Below are 20,500 nucleotides of genomic sequence, written 5' to 3'. Positions count from 1 at the left end.
TCTCCGGCGAAGAGCGCGAGGTCAGAAGGTTAGGACGGCCTTCGCTGTCCTGCCGGCGCGCAGGTCGGCGATCGCCTCGTTGATCTGCTCGAAGGGGTAGGACGTCATCATCCTGTCCACGGGGAACCGTCCCGCGACGTACAGATCGAGCAACTTGGGCAGGAACACCTGGGGGAGGCTGCTGCCGCCGATGATCCCGGTGACGGTGCGCCCGTTGAGGATGCTGCGCCAGTCGAAGCTCATCTCCTCGCTGGGGCCGACGCCGATCACGCCGCACCGGCCGAGCGGGCCGAGTGCCTCGACGGCGGTGCGCAGCACGTCCTGGCGGCCGGTGGTGTCGATGACGAAGTCGAAGCCGTGCGGTGCGATCTCGCGCAGCGCCTCGGCCGAGCCGGAGGCCGAGGAGTCGACCGTGTGCGTCGCGCCGTAGGAGCGGGCGGCCTCCAGCTTGGCGGGGTTGACGTCGACCGCCGCGACGATCGAGCAGCCGCTGATCGCCGCCGCGATGATCGCCGCTACCCCCACCGCGCCGGCCCCGAAGACGGCGATCGAGGAGCCGGGGGACGGGCGCAGCACGTTGAACACCCCGCCCGCTCCGGTCTGCAGGCCGCAGCCGAACGGGCCGACATGGGTCAGGTCGATGCCCTTGTCGATGGGAACGACGGCGCGCTCGGTCGCCACGACGTGTGTGGCGAAGGACGACTGCCCGAGGAAGTGGCCGTTGACCGGCGCGCCGTCCAGGGAGAGCGCCGAGGAGCCGTCGGGCCGCCTGCCGCCGAAGTTGAGGGCGTCGAAACTCCGGCAGTAGGCGGGGGAGCCGGTCAGGCAGAGGGGGCAGGCCCCGCAGGAGGTGAAGCTCATCGCCACATGGTCGCCGGGGGCCACCGAGGTCACCCGCGGGCCGACCCGCTCCACGACCCCGGCGCCCTCGTGGCCGAGCACCGCGGGGGTGGGGAAGAACGTGGCGAACTCCAGGTCGGTGCCGCAGATGCCGGTGCTGCTCACCCGGACCAGTACCTCGTCGGGGCGGGGCTCTTCGAGTTCTGTCTCCCGGAGGGAGAAGGACCCTCCGGCGGTCTCCAGAACGGCGGCGGTGATACGCACGGGTCCTCCACAACTATTTTCATAAAACGAGATGGCATCTTGACATGCAGAACGAGGGGGGTCAAGGATTCCGGCATGGCCGAACTTGCGATCCCTTCCGCCCAGCAACTGATCGACGGAGAGTGGGCAGCCGCTCATGACGTCGGTGAGCTCCACGTCGCCGACCCCGCCACCGGCCAGACCATCCAGACGGTGGCCTGCGCGGGCCGAGCGGACGTCGACGACGCGGTGGAGGCCGCCAGGCGGGCCTTCCCCGGCTGGGCCGCGACCTCGGCCTCCGAGCGTGGCAGGCTGCTGCGCCGCTGGTCGGAGCTGATCGGTGAGCATGTCGAGGACCTCGCCCGCTTCGAGGCCCGGGACGTCGGCAAGCCGCTGTCGGGCGGCCGGACGAACATCTTCATCACCCAGGGCATCGTCGAGTACTTCGCGGGCGCCGCCGACAAGCTGACCGGAGTGACGCTCCCCACCCGCACCCCCGACTATCTTGGGTACACCCTGCAGGAGCCGTACGGCGTCTGCGCGGTCATCATCCCTTGGAACGTTCCGGCAGTGCTCACCGCGGCCAACGTGGCCCCCGCGCTGGCCGCGGGCAACACGGTGGTGCTCAAGCCCTCTGAGGTGGCGCCGCTGGCGCCGTTCGCGCTGGCGGAGCTGGCCCGGCGGGCCGGTTTCCCGCCGGGCGTGCTCAATGTGCTCACCGGAGTCGGCGCCGACGCCGGTGCCGCGCTCACCTCCCACGCAGGGGTGAACCACATCAGTTTCGTCGGCTCCACGACCACCGGTCGCGCGATCATGCGGGCCGCGGCGGAGAACCTGGTGCCGGTCAAGCTGGAACTGGGTGGCAAGTCGCCCAACGTGCTCTTCGCCGACGCCGATCTCGACGTCGCGATCCCGGCGATCGTGGGCTCCATCACCGAGAACGCCGGGCAGAACTGCTACGCGGGGTCGAGGCTGCTCGTCGAGGCGTCCATCAGGGACGAGGTCGTGGAGCGGGTGGCGGAGCGGATGCGCGCCGTGCGGATCGGCCCGTGGGACGCCGACCTCGACATGGGGCCGCTGGTCAACGAGGCGCAGTACCGCCGGGTGCTCGGCTTCCTGGAGGGCGCCCCCGCCGAGGGGGCTCGCCTGGTCACCGGGGGCGGGCCCGCCGAACGGGCGGACGGCGGCTGGTTCGTCCCGCCGTCGCTCTTCGACGGCGTGGACCCGCGCTCCCGGCTGTCCAGGGAGGAGGTGTTCGGCCCGGTGCTCGCCGTGCAGGAGTTCTCCGGCGCCCGGCAGGCGGTGGAGATGATGAACGACACCGACTTCGGACTGCTGGCGTGCATCTGGACGAGCGACGTCTCCCGGGCGCTGCGCCTGGCCCAGGAGGTGCGCTCGGGGCAGGTCTCGGTCAACCAGTTCGCCGACGCCGGGGTCATCGGCTTCCCCTTCAACATGCAGAGGGACAGTGGCTTCAGCCGTGGCGGCGGGTACGCCGCCATGCGGGAGTACACGCAGGAGAAGGCTGTCGCGGTACGTCTGCTCGACCGGTCACCTGTGGAATGAACATGGCAGCAGCGGGGCGGCTGTTAAATGGCAGCGTTCCAACCTGCACATATTCACGCCACGAGGCACGCAGGTAACAAGCATGTGACGCGCGGGGCAGTTGGCTCCGGGGGCATTGACACGCCTATCGGAGCGGCGGCAGAGTACGACGCGTTACGGGCGATGAATCACAATGCGAGATGCCATCGTGAATAACGATCGCTTGGAGGGGTAGAGTTGCGAGCACTTGTCCAGACGGCCTTCGGAGGCCCGGAGGCGGTGAGCGTTCAACAGGTCGCCGACCCCGAGCCCGGTCCGCGCGACGTGGTCGTCAAGGTCAGCGCCTGCGCCCTCAACCGGCTCGACCTGCTTCAGCGGCGCGGTCCCGGAGTGCTCCCCGGCTTCAGTCTGCCGCACATCGCCGGCATGGACATCGCCGGCCACGTGGCGGCGATCGGATCCGCGGTCACCGACCGTCAGGTCGGTGACCGGGTCGTGATCGATCCTACGATGGGCTGCGGATCGTGCTCGCACTGCCTGGCCGGCGACCGCGGCCACTGCGCCCACCTGCGGGTCATCGGCGGGAACGTGCCGGGCGGCTACGCCGAGTTCGTGGCGGTCCCCGCCAACCTGGCGCACCCGGTGCCGGGCCACGTCGACCTCGACGAGGCCGCGGCCCTGCCCACCCCGTGGAGTACCGCCTGGAACGCCACCTACGCCGTCGGGGAGGTGGCCGCCGGTGACTGTGTGGTGATCCAGGGTGCCGCCGGCTCCGTCAGCATCGCCGCCGTCCAGCTGGCCAGGCGGGCCGGTGCCCGGGTGGTGGCCGTGGCCGGCAGCGACGAGAAGCTCGCCGTCGCGGCCGGGCTCGGTGCCGACCTGCTGCTGCGCAACGACGCCCCGATAGCCGACGCCGTCCGCGACTACACGGGCGGCAGGGGTGCCGACGTCGTCCTCGACCACGTGGGCGCCGCCACCTGGCGGCAATCCCTGAGCTGCCTGCGGATCGGCGGCAGGCTGGTGACCTTCGGCAACACCAGCGGCGACCAGGTCGCCCTCTCCCTCGCCGAGATCTACCACCGAGGGCTCCGCCTGCTGGGCGCCGGCGCCTATGCCCCGGCGGACTTCGCCGCGATGCTCGACGCGTACTTCGCAGGAGGCATGCGCACCCTCCGCGCCGCCGAGTGCGGCCTGGGAGACCTGCACGAGAGCTTCGGGCTGGAGCGCTCACGCGATCTGGTCGGCAGGGTGCTGGTGCGGCCATGACGGCAGGACAGGCAGGACAGGCAGGACAGGTGGAACAGGCGGAGCAGGCGGAGCGAGCGGGTCGCGACGACGTCCTGCTGATCGTCGGCGGGGACGTGGTGACGATGTCGCCGCGCCGGGAGGTGGTCACCGGCGCCACCGTCGCCGTCACCGGCGGGCGCATCGCCGCGATCGGTCCCGCCGTCACCCTGCGGAAGGACTTCCCCGGCGCCGCCGAACTCGACGCGAGCGGCTGCGTCGTCATCCCGGGCCTGATCAATGCCCACCAGCACACCACCACCGACCCGCTGGTACGCAGCATGATCCCGGAGGACATCGACTCCCAGGAGGCGATCTTCGACTGGGCCGTCCCGCTGCACGGCCAGGTCACCGGCGACGACGACGAGCTGTCCGCCACCCTGACCGCCGTCGAGTCGCTCCTGCGCGGGGTCACCACCATCCTGGAGCCGGGCACCGTCGCCCACCCGCTGCGGGTGGCGGCGGGGCTTCGGGCAGCCGGCATCCGCGGCCGGGTCGGCAGGTGGGGCTGGGACGTGCCAGGCGCCCCCCACGCGCTGCCCGCGGCGGAGACCCTGGCACTACAGGAGGAGACGGTACGCGCGCTGCCGCCGGGCGGGACCGTCACCGGCTGGGTCACCCTGGTGGGGCATGACCTGGCCAGTGACGAGCTGTTCACCGGTGCCGCCGAGCTGGCCGAGCGGCTGGATGTCGGCCTCACCTGGCACATCTCGCCGGGCGAGGCGGACGTCCACGCCTACGCGCGGCGCGCGGGAAGGCGACCGGTGCTCCACTTCGAGCAGCTGGGCGTGCTGGGCCCGAGGCTGGTGCTCGGCCACGCCGTCTGGCTCGACGACGCGGAGCTGGACGCCCTCGTCGAGACGCGGACCGCGGTGGCATCCTGTCCCGGGGCGTACCTGCGCCTCGGCCAGGGTTACACCCGCGCCGGCCGGCACGCCGAACTCGTACACCGAGGCGGCAGGGTCGCCCTGGGATGCGACTCCCACAACGCGGGCGACGTGCCCGATCTGCTGCGTGCCGCGTGGCTGCTGACCGCGCTGGAGCGCGACCGCGACGTGCGGCCCGTCCTCCGCGCCGACCAGGCGTTCGCGCTGGCCACGATCGACGGCGCCGCCGCGGTGGGCCTGGGTGACCTCGTCGGCTCGATCGAGGTCGGCAAGGCCGCCGACCTCGTGATCCTGGACACCGGGGACCCCGTCTGGGCCCCGCGCGGTGACCTCGCGACCCATCTCGTCTGGGGCGCCCCGAGCCACACGGTCCGGGACGTCCTCGTCGACGGTCAGGTGGTCGTGCGCGACCACCAGATCACCACCGTCGATCTCGAAGCCCTGTCGGAGGAGGCGGAGGCACGGTCCGCCGCGCTGCTCCGCAGGACCGGCATCGACGTTCCCCACCGCTGGCAGGCTCTGTCGGCGGAAGAGTACCTCCAGGGAGTACGCGGATGAGGATCATCGATCTCGCAGACAGGACGCCGGCGCAGAAGCAGGGACTGCTCTCCCAGCTCGTCGTGCCGCGCCCGATCGCGATGATCACCACGGTGGACGCCGAGGGTGGTGTGAACGTCGCCCCGTTCAGCTACTACATGCCGGTCTCCGGGGAGCCCCCGCTCGTCGCGGTCACGGTGGGCTCGGTCAGGGAGGCGACGGACGAGCCCAAGGACAGCTGGGTGAACCTGAACGCCTCGGGCGAGTTCGTGATCAACGTGACCACGACCGCCCTGGCCGACCACATCGAGACGGTGGCCAGGGAGTATCCTGCCGGCGTCGACGAGGCCGGGCTCGTCAGCTGGCGGACCGTGCCGTCGCAGGTCGTCCGGCCCCCGTCGCTGGCCGACAGTCCGGCGCACCTGGAGTGCCGGGTGCGCGAGGTCATCGACCGGGGGGATCCGTCCTCCTGCTTCTCCGGTGTGCACATCGTGCTGGCCGAGGTGGTCTGCATAACTGCGGACGAGTCGATCATGGCGTCCCCTACCAGGATCGATCCGACCAAGGTGCACGCGGTCGGCAGGATGGGCTTCCCGTGGTTCGTCGCGGCGTCGTCGGAGTCGACCTTCAGCCAGGATCGCATCGCCTACGCCGACCTGCCGGGTGGCGAGGAGGTGCTCGCCTGACCTGCCGCGCGGGCAGGGGAGAGGCTCCGCTGAAGCCCGCACCCCCGCCGGCGATCAAGATTCGTCCCCCACTCGCGCACCGTGGGCGGTGCGCGAGCATTCAGATCGAGAGGATCGTCATGGCCGCATACTATCGAAAGGGCCGGGCCACGGCCGCACTGACCGCCTGCCTGAGCGCGCTGGCGCTCGCCGGCTGCGCGAGCAACGACGCCACCGCGCCCCAGGCCACGGCACCCGCCCCGGCCGACGCGAGCGCGAAGACCGACGGCGGCAACGTGCTGGCCGGTCAGCCGGACATCAACGGCGACGGCAAGGTCGTCATCGGGGTGCTGAGCCCCGGTGACATCAACGACAAGGGCTACTACCAGAGCTTCGTCGACACGGCGGAGCAGTTCGCCACCTCGAAGGGCTGGACGATCATCAAGCGCGGCAGCGTCAACACCAGCGAGGCGCTCAACGCCGCGCGGGCGCTCTGCCAGCAGAAGGTCGACATGGTGGCCCTCGGCGCCTCGGAGCTCAGGGACGCGATCCCGGCCTCGGAGGAGCCGGTGTGCGCCAACACCGCCTGGTACGTGCCGTCCTCGGCCAACATCCTGCAGACCCCGAAGATCATGCTCTCCACCGACCGGGCCGACCAGAGCATGCTGGCCGCGGGGTACGCGGCGGGCCTGGTCATGAAGGACAACGGGGACACCAAGGCCGGGTTCGTGACCGGCCCCGAGGCCGACTTCACCACCACCGCGGCCGCCGCGTTCAGGGCCGGCATCCGGCTGGTGATCCCGGAGGCCACGATGACGACCACCTACAGCGGAGACCTCAACGACTCCGCCAAGGCCAAGGAGGCCACCCAGGCTCAGATCAGCCAGGGCGTCAAGGTCATCTACCCCTACCTGGGCGGTGCCACCGACGCGTCGGCGGAACTCGCCAACGCCAACGGCGTCCTCACCCTCACTCCCGGTACCGACCGGTGCGACTCCACCAAGCCCAAGTTCGACATCTCGGTGCTCTTCAGCCCCGGAGACTACTTCAAGGCCGCACTGGAGGAATTCGCCGCCGCGAAGCTGCAGATGGGCGTGGAGAAGGTCTGGACGCTCGGCGTCGACGCGTTCCCGACCGTCAAGATCTGCAACGGCACGCCCGAGCAGAACAAGAAGCTGGAAACCTTCATGGCCGATGTCGGCAGCAAGAAGATCGACACCCAGGCGACAGTGAAGAAGCTCGGCTCCTGAGATGACAGAGGACGAACGGGCGAGGGAGCTCACCCCGCCACCGGCGCCCGCGCTACGGCTGCGGGGAATCAGTAAGAGCTACGGTCCGGTCGTCGCCTGCGACGCCGTGGATCTCGCCGTGCACCAGGGCGAGATCCACGGTCTGCTCGGTGAGAACGGGGCCGGCAAGTCGACGCTCATGAAGATCCTGCTGGGCCTCGTCCAGCGGGACGCCGGGACCGTGCTGCACCACGACGGGCCCGTCGAGATCGGCAGCCCGCAGGAGGCCGTGGCGCTCGGCATCGGCATGGTGCACCAGCACTTCAGCCTGATCGAACCGTTGGCCGTCTGGGAGAACGTCATCCTGGGCGACACCGGGAAGATCGACAAGGCGGCCGCCTGCGACCAGGTACGGGAGGTCTCCCGGCGCTACGGCCTGCCGATCGACCCGCTGGCCAGGGTCGCGAGACTCTCCGCCGGCGAGCGGCAGCGGGTCGAGCTGATCAAGTGCCTGCGCAGGGATCCGTCGGTGCTCATCCTCGACGAGCCGACATCCGTGCTGACCCAGGCGGAGTCGGCCGAGCTGTTCGGCGTGCTGCGCCGCGTGGTCCGCTCGGAGAACCGCGCGGTCATCCTGATCAGCCACAAGCTGGCGGAGATCACCGCGGCCACCGACCGGGTGACCGTGCTGCGCAAGGGGAAGGTCGTCTTCCATAGCGCGACCGCGGACACGGGTCCGCAGGAACTGGCCCGCCAGATGGTCGGCAGGGAGGTCTCCCTGGGCACCGAGGCCGCCGCCCTCGGCCTGCTGCCGGTGGAGGCCCCGGAAACCCGCGAATCCGAGGCCGGTGCGCCGGGTGCGGAGAAGGCGGCCGCGCTGCGGCTGCGCGGCCTGACCGTCACCGTCGACGGTGTGCGCGTCCTGTCGGACCTGGACCTGGACGTCGCCCCCGGCGAGATCGTCGGTCTGTACGGGGTCGAGGGCAACGGCCAGTCGAACCTGGGCAACGTGCTGTCCGGGCTCGTCCTGCCGGACTCCGGGTCTGTCGAGATCTCCGGCAGGCAGGTCGACCTGAACCGGCCCGGGGCCCTGCACGCGGCTGGGCTCGGCATCGTGCCGGAGGACCGGCACAGCTCCGGGGTGGTGCTGGACATGAGCGTCGCGGAGAACCTGGTCATGAAGTCGCTGGACGCCGTGAGCGGCCGCGGCTTCGTCAGCCGGAGTAAGGCGCACGCCGTGGCCCGCCGCCTGGTGGCCGAGTTCAACATCGTCACCCCGTCGATGGACACCCCGGTGCGCAGCCTGTCGGGAGGCAACCAGCAGCGGGTCGTGCTCGCCCGCGAGCTCTCGGCGGGACCGCTGGTGCTGGTCGCCGCGCAACCCACGCACGGGCTGGATGTGGGCGCCATTGAGGACATGTACCGGCGATTGCGCGACGTCGCGTCAGGAGGGGTGGCAGTGCTGCTGATATCCACCGAACTGGAGGAGGTCATGGCGCTGTCCTCCCGGATCGCGGTGATCTCCTCCGGGAGGATCACCGGAGTGCTCTCCACCGGTGAGGCCACGGCCGAACGGCTCGGGATGCTGGTGGGCGGGGTGGCCGCATGAACGAAGTCCGCCAGGAATCGCTCGATCGAAAGCCCGGCCCGGACGCGTCCGGGCGTCGTCTGCTGGCCTTCCTCACCCCGAGAGGGGGCGGCTGGCAGACCGGCCTCGCGACCACCCTGGGCGTGGTCGTGGCGCTCGGCCTGTCGTCGCTGCTGATCGCCGTCACCGGCGGATCCCCCCTGGCGTCGGTGCAGGCGCTCTTCGAGGGCAGCATGGCCACCTGGACGGCCTGGACCTCCACCCTGCTGTACGCGGCGCCGCTGCTGTTGGTCGCCGTGGGCGCCTGCGTCAGCGCCCGATCGGGCACGTTCAACATCGGCCAGGAGGGCCAGGTGCTGATCGGCGCCCTCTTCGGGGCCTGGGTCGGCCTGCGCCTGGCGCTCCCCGGCCCGCTGCTACTGGTGATCGTCCTGGTGGCCGCCGCGCTGGCGGGCGGCGCGTGGGCGGCCCTCAGCTCGCTGATGTACCGGATCCGCGGTGTCAACATCGTGGTCAGCACACTGCTGATGATCTTCATCGCTCAGCAGGTCGTCGCGTTCGCGGTGAACACGCCGTGGCTGCTGCAGGAGTCGCGGATCGGGGACGCCATCGTCTCGCCGCAGTCCAACCCGCTGCCGGCCGGCGCGCTGCTCGGCTCGGTCGGTGAGTACCCCAACCTTCAGGTCAACGGGGGTCTGCTGCTGGCGCTGGTCGGCGCCGTGGTGGTCGCGGTGGCGCTCGCCCGCACCCGGTGGGGTTTCCGGCTCACCATGCTCGGTCTCAACCCGCTCGCCGCCAAGCACGCGGGGGTACGCGTCAACGCGCTCGGCGGTATGGCGCTGGCCATCTCCGGCGCCTTCGCCGGCCTGGCCGGGGCTGTGCTGCTGGCCAGCCCGGTGGGAGTCAACCGGCTGCAGCCGGGCATAGCGATGAACATCGGCTGGGACGGCCTGCTGGTCGCCCTGGTCGCCCGCAACCGGCCGCTGCTGACCATACCCGTCGCCCTGCTCTTCGGCGTGCTGCGTTCCGGCGGAGGCTTCCTCGCCGCGACCGGTGTGCCCCCGTTCCTCGTGGACGTGGTCAAGGCCCTGCTGGTGCTGGCCTTCGTCGCCCCACCCGTCGTCATCGCCATGATCCGGCGTCGCAGGGCCGGTGTCCGTACCGCGCGCGCCGAGTCCCGGCCCGCGCCCGTCGCAGAGAGGGTCGCCCTGTGATCGGCGCAGACGACATCTCCACCATCCTGTCCAGCGGGATCAGGCTCACCGTTCCGCTGGCCTTCGCGGCGTGCGGGGAGTACCTCGCCGAGCGGGCCGGCGCCATGAACATCTCCGTCGAGGCGATGATGCTGGGCGCCGCGTTCGGCGCGGTCGCCACGGCCAGTGCCACCGGCAGTGCCACCACCGGGCTGGTCGCGGGCGTGCTGATCGGGCTCCTGATCGGGTTCGTGCACGGCAACCTCTCACATCGGCTGGAGATCAACACCTTTGTGATCGGCCTGGTGCTGAACGCGCTCGTGCTCGGGCTGACCAGCTACCTGATCACGATCAGCTCCTTCGACTCCCACCAGGTGTCGCAGGTCAGCATCCCCTGGCTGCGCGACATCCCGGTGATCGGCCATCCGTTGTTCGTCGAGCGCTGGCCGGTCTACCTGCTGATCGTCATCGTCCCGCTGACCTGGTGGCTGGTGGAACGCAGCAGATGGGGCCTGGAGTTGCGGGCGGTCGGCGAGCAGCCCCAGGCCGCCGACGTCACCGGCATCCGGGTCAACCTGCGCCGCCGCCAGGCGCTGCTGTGGTGCGGCGCGCTGGCCGGGCTGGGCGGCGCGTACCTGGCGGTCGGCGAGGTCGGCTCGTTCAACCAGAACATGACCGCCGGGCGCGGGTACATCGTCATCGCGGCGGTGATCTTCGGTGCCTGGCGGCTACGGCGGACCCTGATCGGCTGCGCGCTCTTCGGGCTGGCCGACGCCATGCGCCTGGCGCTGCCGGCGCTGGGCCTGACGATGAACTCGCAGCTGCTCGTGGTGGCGCCGTACCTGTTCGCGCTGCTGGCGATGCTGCTCTTCGCAAACCAGAACCGTGAACCCAGGGCGCTCGGCCAACCCTTCGAACGGGGATCCACCTGACGAGTGGGCCGAGCCCCGATGACCATCCGTAGTGAAACACCCGATATTTGGAGGAATCAATGAGTAACCTGACCCAGGCGAGATGGACCCACGTCGCGCTGCCCACCGGCGATCTCGACAAGGCGATCGAGTTCTACACGTCGCTGACGCCACTGGTGGTCGTCGAGCGTTTCCGCGACGCCGACGGCGAGAGCGCCTGGCTCTCCAACGACAAGCAGGTAGAGACCCCGATGGTCCTGGTGCTCGTCTCGTTCAACAAGGACAAGGGCGGGCAGCTGGGGCTGCTGACGCCGTTCGCGCACATCGGCATCGAGGTGCCCGAGCGCACCGACGTGGACGGTGTCGCCGAGCGGGCGCGCGAGCTGGGCTGCCTGCACTGGGAGCCGCGCGACATGCCCGACCCGGTCGGCTACATCTGCGCGCTGAAGGACCCCGACGGCAACGTCATCGAGATCTCCCACAACCAGCAGGTCTTCAACACGGTGCGCAAGCTGTGGGCGAACCCCTCCTGAACGGAGAGCTCACCCGGGCCGCGGTCGCACGGTACGTCGAGGCGCTCAACGCGCACGACGCCGACGCGATCGCGGCCTGCGTGAGTGAGGACTTCGTCAACGAGCACACCTCGGTCCTGGGGCGGAACGTGACCGGCAGGCACCGCTACCGTGCCAACCTCACCGGTTTCCTGGCCGATTTCGTGGACCTGCGCTACGAGGTCGAGGACCTCCTCGTCGAGGGCGACCGGGCGTCGCTCGCCTACCGGATGTCGTTCCGGCTGGCCTCGGCGGGTGGCAGACCGGTGGGGGTACGTGGGGTGTTCAGGTTCCGGGTCGACGCCGACGGCATGATCGCACACCGCATCGACTACTGGGACAGCGGCGAGGTACGGCGACAACTCGACACCTAACCCTAAACGCCCCTAAATCGCCCGTGAGGGTTTATTGAGGCCTCAGGGGCTTGCCCCGCCGGAACAGGCGCCGGCAGCCCCCTGAGAGGTTCCGGGGGTCGTAAAAGGCCCTGAACGAAAGACGGCCGGTGGGAAGAACCCCACCGGCCGTCTCCTCCGTATGGCGCGGGTCAGTTGCCCCAGTCCTGGTTGGGCACGACCGCCTCGGAGATGCGGAAACTGCCGCCCGGCAGCGGCTTCTTGTCCTCCTCGTCGCCCCGCGCCTTCACGACGTTCTTACCGAACCCCGCCACGAGCGGGCGGCCCACGTCGCGCTTGAGCCACAGGCGCAGCAGGTGCCGGCGGCGCTCCGGCTCGGGCCAGTCGACGTAGCCGGTCCGCGAGTGCAGGGCGGCGTAGTTCAGCAGCCACTGGACGTCGCCCGGCTGGAAGTCCATGTCGAGTGCGAGCCCCGGCTCCTGGGTGATCTCGTCATAGAGGTGCAGCAGCTCGATCTGCGCCTCGGTGAGCGGCGGCACGCCGGGGTACTTCTGGGCGGAGAAGATCATCGTGCTGCCCGCGTAGGTGCTGAAGATCCCGTCGACGTGGCTGCAGATCGGGGAGACGTAGGTGTCCGCGAGGGAGTCGGGGTCCTGGCCCCGCCAGTCCCAGTGCCAGGGCTCGAACAGCAGGGGAGCGAGGTCGGGGCGTCGGCGCAGGACCTCGTTGTAGATCGTCGTGCCGCTCACCAGACTGCTGGAGCCGCCCTCCTTCGACGCGCGCAGGCACATCAGCGCGACCACGTCGGAGCTGTCGGAGTGGAAGGGCAGCCGGTCGCGTACCCGCGACGGCAGCGCTCCGGGATCGTCGAGCGTCTTGTTGGAGGTCGCGATGACGTGGTCGAGCACATTGCCGAGCTGGTTCTGCTCCATCGGCGTGCCGAGGTGCAGGCCCATCAGGAAGAAGATCGCGCCGGCCAGCGTGTCACCGTACTCCTCGGTGCGCAGGCCTCGGACCAGGATGAAACCGCGCCCGGCGTCCATCTGCCGTGCGCACTCCTCGATCATGCCGCGCGCGGCGACGAGCGGGTAGCTCTCGGCGGCCACGTTGCGCAGGTCGGGGTCGTCCTCGACGAACCGGCGGCCGAGGGTTTCCAGCTCCTCGCGCTCGGCGTCACCGAGAAGGTAGATCCACTGGGTCGATCCGGCCAGTTCGTCACCGCGCCAGGCGGAGGGGCCGGTGATGGGGGATGGGGAAAGGTCTGTGGTCATGATGCGCTCCGAGTGCTCAGGGTCGTCTCAGAAAGTGCTCGCCGGGGCGATATACGCGTGATCCGGGAGGAAACGCGACGGGAGAGGCCGCACGAACCGATCGTGCGGCGGACCCGCCGCGACGCCAGGGTCAGAAGGGAGTCTGTGGATCCCCGGCGGCGGTACCTGGGCGCAGGCCCTTGCGCGGCGGGCTGATCCGCATCGGATCCCTACGGCAGGGCAGGCTGGACCCGGAGCCTGGCACGGCTACCTGGGTCATGGTTCTCTCCTGCGGCTGGTGGTTCTCCCGCCACGCTAGACCGGTCCCGGAGGTTCCGTCAATAGAGATGTCGTCTCGCCCTCCGTTACGCCTGTGTGCTGTCGACCGCTGCCTGCGCGCCTCGTCGGCCCTCCAGGCGGTGACGGCTTCGGGCAGGCGGACTCCGGTCGCGGGGGAGGGGTCAGCGGGCCTCTCCGGCGCGGCGCTCCCGCTTTCCCCGGACGATCTCGGTGCCCAGGGCGTCGAGGTGCTGGGTCCAGAAGTGCCGGTAGCGATCAAGCCACATGTCCACCTCCCGCAGCGGGGCGGGGTCGACGGCGTACAGACGCCCTGTTCCCTGGGCACGCACGGTCGCGAACCCGTTGTCTCGGAGCACGCGCAGGTGCTGCGAGACACCGGGCTGGGAGATCCCGAACTCCTCCTGCACCACGGCGCTGATCTCGCCGGCCGCGCGCTCGCCGTCGGCGAGCAACTCCAGGATCCGGCGCCGGACCGGGTCACCGAGAACGTCGAGTGCGTGCATGGCCTCACTATCTCAGCGTCAACTCATCTGAGGGAATTCCGGAGCCGACTAAACCGTCCAGCCGACCTCATTGTGCCCCCCACCTGGACGTATGCGTCACAGGATGGTGCCATGGAAGGAGAGGATGCCCGGAGAACCGGCACCTGCGATCCAGGAGGCCACAGTGAAGGCAACCATAGGTGACAAGCTGATCGTGGAGGGCACTCACAGCGGCGATCCCCGCAAGGTCGGGTGCATCGTCGAGCTCCATCACCAGGACGGGAGCCCGCCCTACGTGGTCCGCTGGGAGGGCGACGAGCACGAGAGCCTCGTCTTCCCGGGGCCTGACGCCCATGTGGTGTCCAAGACGCCGGACTAGGCGGCGTTTCACACCCGATTGGGGAAAATTTCCTATGGCGGAGCGGCCGGGACCGCTCCGCCTCGGGGCCTCTCCGCCCCGGGCGCCGGTGATCCCGCGGGCCGGCTCCGGGCGCACCCGGCCATGCGGCTGGTGCGCCTGCGTCCGGCCGTCAGGGAAGCAGTGCCCGGCGCAGCACGACCATCCGCTCGTCGGCGGCCCGGCGACTGATCTCCGCCTGCGGAATCATCCCGTCGAAGCCGTGGAAGGCACCCGGGTAGAGGTGGAACTCGGTGGAGACGCACGCCCGGACCAGCCGCAGGGCATAGTCGATGCACTCGTCCCTGAAGACCTCCAGCTCGCCGACGTCGATGTACGCCGGGGGCAGCCCCGACAGGTCGGCCGCCCTGGCCGGGGCCGGGGAAGCGGTGAACGGTGAGCGGGCGAGGTGAATTCCATGCCGGCCGCGGCGGCCACCGCCGGAAAGAAACCCCGGTGAAAATCATTGGCGCCGGGGGCCGCCTTTGCCCTTCAATGAACAAAGGCCGGGACGCCCGTTCCGGCCCAGGAAAAGGAGTAACCGTGAACCACGGCGCATCGCCGGCGTGGCAGGAGAAGCTCTTTGAGTTCCCCCTGTTCGGCAACTTCGGCCATGCCCCAGGGTGGTCAGGCGGATAATCTTCGCGAGAGAAACCGTCGAGCCGCCCATTCGCAGGCGGCTTCTCCATTTCCGCAACCGGGTACCACCGCTTTCACGGCGATAAGCCGGATCGCTGTTTTCCGAGATTGACAACTGCACAGCGCAGCACTTTGAACGCGAATCCGTTCGGCCTCCCTTCGAAAGGGCGCGAAAGGATTCACGCCCGGGATCTTCCGGGAGACACGCCGCAGAGGCCGAACAGGTAAGGCAGCCGGCTTCCACCCGGCAGGACGGGGTTCGAGGCCCCGCTGCGGCTCCGCCCTGAAAGAAGAGGGCCATGGGACTGGGACTCGGCGACGGGAGTGGCGACCCCCGCCCGGTCGGCAGGCCCGCAGCGCGTCCGGTACGGCCCACGCCAACCGGCCCGGACGCGTGACGGGACGTAGCTCAGCAGGAAGAGCATCCGGCCAGGGACCGGAAGGCCGCAGGTTCGAGCCCTGCCGTTCCGACGACGCCGTGTCACCGCGACACGGCGACCGCCACGGAGAGCGGACCTGTGGGTCTGTGGACCTATACCCGCTCACCCCCGCACGGCGGCGGGAGCCTGTGATCGGGTGTCAAGCGGTCGTCAAGGTCTGCCGGGCACTGTGTGGGGGAGGCGTCAAGCCTGGGTGCTGGGGCTTATGGAAACCGTCAAGAGGCGCAATAAGCACAGAAAACAGCGGTTTTATTGCATGTGCCTCGCCCGTCGGGTGGTGGTGAGAACAAATCCCGGATGCGAGGAGTGGGGATGGCAGACGTCATCTTCGTCGCCCTGACGATCGCGGTCTTCGCGATCCTCGGGCTGGTCGTCAAGGCGGTGGAACGGTTGTGAGCGCCGTCAACGCGGCCGGTCTGGCCGTGGTCGTCGTTCTGGTGGTCTTCATGGTCGCGGCACTGCTCTTCCCGGAGCGCTTCTAATGTCGTCGAGCACAGCCGGAATCCTGTTCATCGGATCCCTCGTCGTCGCTCTCGCGGTGGTCCACCGGCCGCTGGGCGACTACATGTACCGCGTCTACCACGACACCGGGCACCTCGCCCCCGAGCGGGTGATCTACCGGTTCGTCGGCGTCCGGCCGGACGCCGAGCAGAGGTGGGACCTCTACGCCCGCAGCCTGCTGGCGTTCTCGGCGGTCTCCGTCCTGCTCCTCTACGGGCTGCAGCGGCTGCAGGACAGGCTGTTCCTGTCGCTGGGCCTCCCGCCGGTGACCGACCACGTCGCGTGGAACACCGCGGTCAGCTTTGTCACCAACACCAACTGGCAGGCCTACGCCGGTGAGTCGACCATGGGCCACCTGGTGCAGATGTCCGGCCTGGCGGTGCAGAACTTCGTGTCCGCCGCGGTGGGCATGGCGGTGGCGATCGTGCTGGTCCGCGGCCTCGCCCGCAGGAAGACCGAAGAACTGGGCAACTTCTGGGTGGACCTGGTCCGCGGCACCTTCCGCGTCCTGCTGCCGCTCGCCCTCGTCGGCGCGGTCGTGCTGCTGGCGGGCGGGCTGGTGCAGAACCTCGCCTCCCCGCACGAGGTGACGACCCTGACCGGCGGCACGCAGGCGATCACCGGTGGCCTGGTGGCCAGCCAGGAGATCATCAAGGAGCTGGGCAACAACGGCGGCGGGTTCTACAACACGAACTCGGCCCACCCATTCGAGAACGCCACGAGCTGGACCAACTGGGTGGAGATCTTCGCGATTCTGCTGATCCCCTTCGCGCTGCCCCGCACCTTCGGCCGCATGGTCGGTGACAGACGGCAGGGCTACGCGATCGTCGCGACCATGGGGATCCTGGCGCTGGCCGGCGTCGCGCTGCTGACCGGGCTGGAGGTCGCCCACGGCGGCACGGTCCCGCAGGCGGTGGGCACCGCGATGGAGGGCAAGGAGGTGCGCTTCGGCGTGCCCGGCTCCGCCACCTTCGCCGCCGCCACCACCCTGACCTCCACCGGCGCGGTGAACTCCTCCCACGACTCGTTCACCGCGCTCGGCGGCATGATCGCGATGTTCGACATGATGCTGGGCGAGGTCGCCCCCGGTGGCGCCGGCGCGGGCCTGTACGGCATGCTCGTGCTCACGATGATCACGGTCTTCGTGGCCGGGCTCATGGTCGGCCGTACCCCCGAATACCTGGGCAAGCGGATCGGCTCCCGCGAGATCAAGTTCGCCGCGCTGTACTTCCTGGTCACGCCGGTGCTGGTGCTGACCGGCACGGCACTGGCGATGGGCTCGGCCGAGCGGCGGGCCGGCATGCTCAACAGCGGCCCGCACGGCTTCTCCGAGGTGCTGTACGCCTTCACCAGCGCGTCCAACAACAACGGCTCCGCGTTCGCCGGCCTCGCCGCCAACACACCCTGGTACGACGTGGCTCTCGGCCTGTGCATGGCCTTCGGCAGGTTCCTGCCGATCATCTTCGTGCTCGCCCTGGCCGGTTCCCTGGCCGTGCAGGCGCCGGTGCCCGTCTCCGCGGGCACGCTGCCCACCTACCGGCCGCAGTTCGTCGGCATGGTCGTCGGCGTGACGGTGATCCTCGTCGGGCTGACCTTCCTGCCCGCTCTGGCGCTCGGCCCGCTCGCGGAGGGACTCCGATGATGTCCGCCCAGACGCTCCAGAAGCCGGGCCGTGCACCCACCCCCGGGAGTGGCGGCACCCTTCTCGACCCCAGGCAGCTGATCACATCGCTGCCCGAGGCGCTCAGGAAACTCAACCCGGCCACGCTCTGGCGCAACCCGGTGATGCTGATCGTCGAGATCGGCGCGGTCTTCACCACGGTGCTGGCGGTGGTGACCCCCTCGTTCTTCGCCTGGGCCACCGCGGCGTGGCTCTGGCTGACCGTGCTCTCCGCCAACCTGGCCGAGGCCGTCGCCGAGGGGCGCGGTAAGGCACAGGCGGCCACGCTGCGCGCCGCCAAGCGCGACACCACGGCGCGGCGGCTGCGCGGCCGCGACTCCACCGAGTGGGACGTCGTCGAAGCTCAGGAACTGCTGCGGGGAGACTTCGTCGTCGTGGAGGCCGGGGAGATCATCCCCGGTGACGGCGATGTGGTCGACGGCATCGCCTCGGTGGACGAGTCGGCCATCACCGGCGAGTCCGCCCCGGTCATCCGCGAGTCCGGCGGCGACCGCTCGGCGGTGACCGGCGGCACCAAGGTGCTGAGCGACCGGATCGTCGTGCAGATCACCCAGAAGCCGGGAGAGAGCTTCATCGACCGGATGATCGCCCTGGTCGAGGGCGCCGACCGGCAGAAGACGCCCAACGAGATCGCGCTCAACATCCTGCTGGCCGCCCTGACGATCATCTTCCTGGTCGCCACCGCCACCATGCAACCGCTGGCGATCTACGCCAAGGCCCAGAACCCCGGCGTGCCGGACTCACCGGCCCTGACCGGGGACGGCGTCACCGGTGTCGTGCTGGTCGCGCTGCTGGTCTGCCTCATTCCGACAACCATCGGGGCACTGCTGTCGGCGATCGGCATCGCCGGCATGGACCGCCTGGTCCAGCGCAACGTGCTGGCGATGAGCGGCCGCGCGGTCGAGGCCGCCGGCGACGTCAACACCCTGCTGCTGGACAAGACCGGCACCATCACACTGGGCAACCGGCAGGCGTCGGCGTTCCTGACCGCCCCCGGAGTCTCCGCCGACGAGCTGGCAGAGGCCGCACAGCTGGCCAGCCTCGCCGACGAGACCCCCGAGGGCCGCTCCATCGTGGTCTACGCCAAGCAGGAGCACGGGCTGAGAGAGCGCCTGCCGGGAGAACTCGCCCGAGCCCAGTGGATCGGGTTCACCGCGCAGACCCGGATGAGCGGCGTCGACCTCGAAGGCCGTCAGGTCCGCAAGGGCGCCGCCACCGCGGTGATGAAGTGGGTCCGCGACCACGGCGGCCATTCCGTCGAGGCGGTCGGCGGCATCGTCGACGCCGTCTCCGGCTCCGGCGGCACCCCGCTGGTCGTCGGCGAGATCGCCGACGGCACGGCGCGGGTGCTGGGGGTGATCCATCTCAAGGACGTCGTCAAGCAGGGCATGCGCGAGCGCTTCGACGAGATGCGCCGGATGGGCATCCGCACCGTCATGATCACCGGTGACAACCCGCTGACCGCCAGGGCCATCGCCGACGAGGCCGGCGTGGACGACTTCCTGGCCGAGGCCACCCCCGAGGACAAACTCGCCCTGATCAGGTCGGAGCAGGAGGGCGGGCGGCTGGTCGCGATGACCGGCGACGGCACCAACGACGCCCCCGCGCTCGCGCAGGCCGACGTCGGGGTGGCGATGAACACCGGCACCTCGGCCGCCAAGGAAGCCGGCAACATGGTCGACCTGGATTCCAACCCGACCAAGCTCATCGAGATCGTGGAGATCGGCAAGCAACTGCTCATCACCCGGGGCGCGCTGACCACCTTCTCCATCGCCAACGACGTCGCCAAGTACTTCGCGATCATTCCGGCGATGTTCGCGGCGGTCTATCCGGGCCTGGACGCGCTGAACGTCATGCGCCTGTCCAGTCCGCAGTCGGCGATCCTGTCGGCGGTCGTCTTCAACGCGATCATCATCGTGGCGCTGATCCCGCTCGCGCTGCGCGGGGTGCGCTATCGCCCCTCCAGCGCCTCCAAGCTGCTCAGCCGCAACCTCTACGTATACGGTCTGGGCGGCATCATCGTGCCGTTCATCGGCATCAAGCTGATAGACCTGCTCATCCAGTTCCTTCCGGGGATGTCGTAATGGAACGCCTGCCCAGCTGGCTGCGCCAGCATCTCGCCGCGCTCCGCGCGCTGCTCGCCCTGACCCTGCTCACCGGTGCCCTCTACCCGCTGGTGGTCACCGGCATCGCCCAGGTCGCCTTCAACGGCGGGGCCAACGGCTCCCTCGTGGAGAAGGACGGAAGGGACGTGGGCAGCGCGATCGTCGGCCAGAACTTCACGGACGCCGGAGGCAGGCCCGTCGGGAGGTACTTCCAGAGCCGGCCGTCCGTGGCCGGTGACGGTTACGACATGCTCTCCACCGCCGGGAGCAACCTGGGGCCCGAGGACATCGTGGACGTCCTGCCCGTCCCGGGTGCCGGGGGCGGCGAGGGCAGGCGGAGCCTGCTCACCCAGGTCTGCGCCCGGTCCAAGGCGGTCGGGGAACTGGAGGGCGTCTCCGGGGCCAGGCCGTACTGCACGCCGGACGGCGTCGGCGCGGTGCTGAAGGTCTTCCCGGCGGTCGGCACCCCGACCAGGGCCGTCAGCGTCAACCAGGCCTGCCCCACGCCCCCGTTCGTCGCCGAGTACCGTGGTGTCAGGGTCGAGTGCGGTAGACCCGGCGAAGACTACGCGGTCGGCCGCACCGTTCCGGTCCGCGGCACGACGGCCCTGGCGGTCGTGCCCGCCGACGCGGTCACCGCCAGTGGCTCCGGCCTCGACCCGGACATCTCGGTCGCCTACGCCGAACTCCAGGCGGCCCGCGTGGCCAGGGAGCGCGGAGTCCCCGTGGCGAGGGTCAGGCAGCTGATCGCGGAGAACACCACGGGCCGTTCCCTAGGCTTCATGGGCGAACCGGCGGTGAACGTCCTCGCGCTCAACCTGGCGCTCGACCGGAGTTGACCTCCTCCCCGGGCCGAAGACCCGAGGTCGCCACGCTCAA

At 70.0% G+C, this 20,500-nt stretch carries 19 protein-coding genes and 2 tRNA genes; 17 read left to right on the top strand and 4 right to left on the bottom strand.

Annotated elements, in window-relative coordinates; genetic code table 11:
- Positions 1-21 precede the first annotated feature (21 nt).
- Entirely contained in the window at positions 22-1,104 is a 1,083-nt protein-coding gene (locus OG884_RS36755; RefSeq protein WP_326640630.1) for an NAD(P)-dependent alcohol dehydrogenase, read from the bottom strand.
- Positions 1,105-1,179: 75 nt separating this feature from the next.
- Between OG884_RS36755 and OG884_RS36750 the strand changes: the two genes are divergently transcribed.
- The 10 genes from OG884_RS36750 to OG884_RS36705 all read left to right on the top strand — a co-directional run bounded on the left by OG884_RS36750 (position 1,180) and on the right by OG884_RS36705 (position 11,847).
- Entirely contained in the window at positions 1,180-2,649 is a 1,470-nt protein-coding gene (locus OG884_RS36750; RefSeq protein ID WP_326640628.1) for an aldehyde dehydrogenase family protein, read from the top strand.
- 258 nt (positions 2,650-2,907) lie between these two features.
- The gene (locus tag OG884_RS36745; protein WP_326640626.1) at positions 2,908-3,894 is read left to right on the top strand and encodes a zinc-binding dehydrogenase; all 987 of its coding nucleotides are present in this window, start codon (positions 2,908-2,910) and stop codon (positions 3,892-3,894) included.
- Positions 3,891-5,357 carry an amidohydrolase family protein gene (locus tag OG884_RS36740; RefSeq protein WP_326640624.1) on the top strand — a complete coding sequence of 489 codons (1,467 nt, stop codon included), beginning with the start codon at positions 3,891-3,893 and terminating at the stop codon, positions 5,355-5,357. The genes OG884_RS36745 and OG884_RS36740 overlap by 4 nt, the downstream gene beginning before the upstream one ends.
- Positions 5,354-6,022: a flavin reductase family protein gene (locus OG884_RS36735; protein ID WP_326640622.1), complete on the top strand. Its 669-nt coding sequence runs from the start codon at positions 5,354-5,356 to the stop codon at positions 6,020-6,022. Before OG884_RS36740 ends, OG884_RS36735 begins: the two co-directional genes overlap by 4 nt.
- Before the next feature lie 119 nt (positions 6,023-6,141).
- Positions 6,142-7,251, top strand: a complete 1,110-nt coding sequence (locus tag OG884_RS36730; protein WP_326640621.1) for a BMP family ABC transporter substrate-binding protein — start codon at positions 6,142-6,144, stop codon at positions 7,249-7,251.
- 1 nt (position 7,252) lies between these two features.
- Positions 7,253-8,839, top strand: coding sequence for an ABC transporter ATP-binding protein (locus OG884_RS36725; protein WP_326640619.1), 1,587 nt, complete (start codon positions 7,253-7,255; stop codon positions 8,837-8,839).
- The gene (locus OG884_RS36720) at positions 8,836-10,032 is read left to right on the top strand and encodes an ABC transporter permease (RefSeq protein WP_326640617.1); all 1,197 of its coding nucleotides are present in this window, start codon (positions 8,836-8,838) and stop codon (positions 10,030-10,032) included. Before OG884_RS36725 ends, OG884_RS36720 begins: the two co-directional genes overlap by 4 nt.
- On the top strand, positions 10,029-10,943 hold the full coding sequence (locus OG884_RS36715; protein WP_326640615.1) for an ABC transporter permease: 915 nt from the start codon (positions 10,029-10,031) through the stop codon (positions 10,941-10,943). Before OG884_RS36720 ends, OG884_RS36715 begins: the two co-directional genes overlap by 4 nt.
- A 59-nt stretch (positions 10,944-11,002) precedes the next feature.
- Complete coding sequence (locus OG884_RS36710; protein ID WP_326640613.1) at positions 11,003-11,455, top strand: VOC family protein; 453 nt, start codon at positions 11,003-11,005, stop codon at positions 11,453-11,455.
- Complete coding sequence (locus tag OG884_RS36705; RefSeq protein WP_326640611.1) at positions 11,437-11,847, top strand: nuclear transport factor 2 family protein; 411 nt, start codon at positions 11,437-11,439, stop codon at positions 11,845-11,847. Before OG884_RS36710 ends, OG884_RS36705 begins: the two co-directional genes overlap by 19 nt.
- 170 nt (positions 11,848-12,017) lie before the next feature.
- Here the strand turns inward: OG884_RS36705 and OG884_RS36700 are convergent, their stop codons facing one another.
- Together OG884_RS36700 and OG884_RS36695 are read right to left on the bottom strand one after the other, a co-directional pair.
- Positions 12,018-13,097 (bottom strand): TauD/TfdA family dioxygenase, encoded by a 1,080-nt coding sequence (locus OG884_RS36700; protein ID WP_326640609.1) that lies wholly within the window; start codon positions 13,095-13,097, stop codon positions 12,018-12,020.
- A 440-nt stretch (positions 13,098-13,537) separates the two neighbouring features.
- Positions 13,538-13,879 (bottom strand): ArsR/SmtB family transcription factor, encoded by a 342-nt coding sequence (locus OG884_RS36695; protein WP_326640607.1) that lies wholly within the window; start codon positions 13,877-13,879, stop codon positions 13,538-13,540.
- A gap of 163 nt (positions 13,880-14,042) precedes the next feature.
- Here OG884_RS36695 and OG884_RS36690 point away from each other — a divergent pair, with 163 nt between their 5' ends.
- On the top strand, positions 14,043-14,237 hold the full coding sequence (locus OG884_RS36690; protein ID WP_326640605.1) for a DUF1918 domain-containing protein: 195 nt from the start codon (positions 14,043-14,045) through the stop codon (positions 14,235-14,237).
- 151 nt (positions 14,238-14,388) lie between these two features.
- Here the strand turns inward: OG884_RS36690 and OG884_RS36685 are convergent, their stop codons facing one another.
- Complete coding sequence (locus OG884_RS36685) at positions 14,389-14,589, bottom strand: alpha/beta hydrolase (RefSeq protein ID WP_326647104.1); 201 nt, start codon at positions 14,587-14,589, stop codon at positions 14,389-14,391.
- A 511-nt stretch (positions 14,590-15,100) separates the two neighbouring features.
- Between OG884_RS36685 and OG884_RS36680 the strand changes: the two genes are divergently transcribed.
- The 6 genes from OG884_RS36680 (at position 15,101) to OG884_RS36655 (ending at position 20,460) form a co-directional block, all read left to right on the top strand.
- A tRNA-Gly gene (locus OG884_RS36680) sits at positions 15,101-15,172 on the top strand.
- 120 nt (positions 15,173-15,292) lie between these two features.
- A tRNA-Pro gene (locus OG884_RS36675) sits at positions 15,293-15,365 on the top strand.
- A gap of 361 nt (positions 15,366-15,726) precedes the next feature.
- Positions 15,727-15,816 (top strand): potassium-transporting ATPase subunit F, encoded by a 90-nt coding sequence (locus OG884_RS36670; RefSeq protein WP_326640603.1) that lies wholly within the window; start codon positions 15,727-15,729, stop codon positions 15,814-15,816.
- The gene (gene kdpA / locus OG884_RS36665) at positions 15,816-17,477 is read left to right on the top strand and encodes a potassium-transporting ATPase subunit KdpA (RefSeq protein WP_326640601.1); all 1,662 of its coding nucleotides are present in this window, start codon (positions 15,816-15,818) and stop codon (positions 17,475-17,477) included. The genes OG884_RS36670 and kdpA overlap by 1 nt, the downstream gene beginning before the upstream one ends.
- A complete protein-coding gene (gene kdpB, locus OG884_RS36660) occupies positions 17,477-19,600 on the top strand; it encodes a potassium-transporting ATPase subunit KdpB (protein WP_326647103.1) in 2,124 nt (707 codons plus the stop codon). Before kdpA ends, kdpB begins: the two co-directional genes overlap by 1 nt.
- A complete protein-coding gene (locus OG884_RS36655) occupies positions 19,600-20,460 on the top strand; it encodes a potassium-transporting ATPase subunit C (RefSeq protein ID WP_326640599.1) in 861 nt (286 codons plus the stop codon). The genes kdpB and OG884_RS36655 overlap by 1 nt, the downstream gene beginning before the upstream one ends.
- The last annotated feature ends 40 nt before the right edge of the window (positions 20,461-20,500 follow it).

Origin of the sequence: Streptosporangium sp. NBC_01755 (assembly GCF_035917995.1) — a bacterium.
Classification (GTDB): domain Bacteria; phylum Actinomycetota; class Actinomycetes; order Streptosporangiales; family Streptosporangiaceae; genus Streptosporangium.
The sequence above is the reverse complement of the archived record's forward strand: the minus strand, read 5'-3'. Positions and strand labels throughout refer to the sequence as shown.

Excerpts from the sequence above, each read along its gene's own strand:
- OG884_RS36655 (WP_326640599.1), top strand. The coding sequence starts at position 19,600 with ATGGAACGCCTGCCCAGCTGGCTGCGCCAGCATCTCGCCGCGCTCCGC.
- OG884_RS36700 (WP_326640609.1), bottom strand. The coding sequence starts at position 13,097 with ATGACCACAGACCTTTCCCCATCCCCCATCACCGGCCCCTCCGCCTGG.
- kdpA (WP_326640601.1), top strand. The coding sequence starts at position 15,816 with ATGTCGTCGAGCACAGCCGGAATCCTGTTCATCGGATCCCTCGTCGTC.
- kdpB (WP_326647103.1), top strand. The coding sequence starts at position 17,477 with ATGTCCGCCCAGACGCTCCAGAAGCCGGGCCGTGCACCCACCCCCGGG.
- OG884_RS36750 (WP_326640628.1), top strand. The coding sequence starts at position 1,180 with ATGGCCGAACTTGCGATCCCTTCCGCCCAGCAACTGATCGACGGAGAG.
- OG884_RS36695 (WP_326640607.1), bottom strand. The coding sequence starts at position 13,879 with ATGCACGCACTCGACGTTCTCGGTGACCCGGTCCGGCGCCGGATCCTG.
- OG884_RS36730 (WP_326640621.1), top strand. The coding sequence starts at position 6,142 with ATGGCCGCATACTATCGAAAGGGCCGGGCCACGGCCGCACTGACCGCC.
- OG884_RS36710 (WP_326640613.1), top strand. The coding sequence starts at position 11,003 with ATGAGTAACCTGACCCAGGCGAGATGGACCCACGTCGCGCTGCCCACC.
- OG884_RS36735 (WP_326640622.1), top strand. The coding sequence starts at position 5,354 with ATGAGGATCATCGATCTCGCAGACAGGACGCCGGCGCAGAAGCAGGGA.
- OG884_RS36725 (WP_326640619.1), top strand. The coding sequence starts at position 7,253 with ATGACAGAGGACGAACGGGCGAGGGAGCTCACCCCGCCACCGGCGCCC.
- OG884_RS36720 (WP_326640617.1), top strand. The coding sequence starts at position 8,836 with ATGAACGAAGTCCGCCAGGAATCGCTCGATCGAAAGCCCGGCCCGGAC.
- OG884_RS36740 (WP_326640624.1), top strand. The coding sequence starts at position 3,891 with ATGACGGCAGGACAGGCAGGACAGGCAGGACAGGTGGAACAGGCGGAG.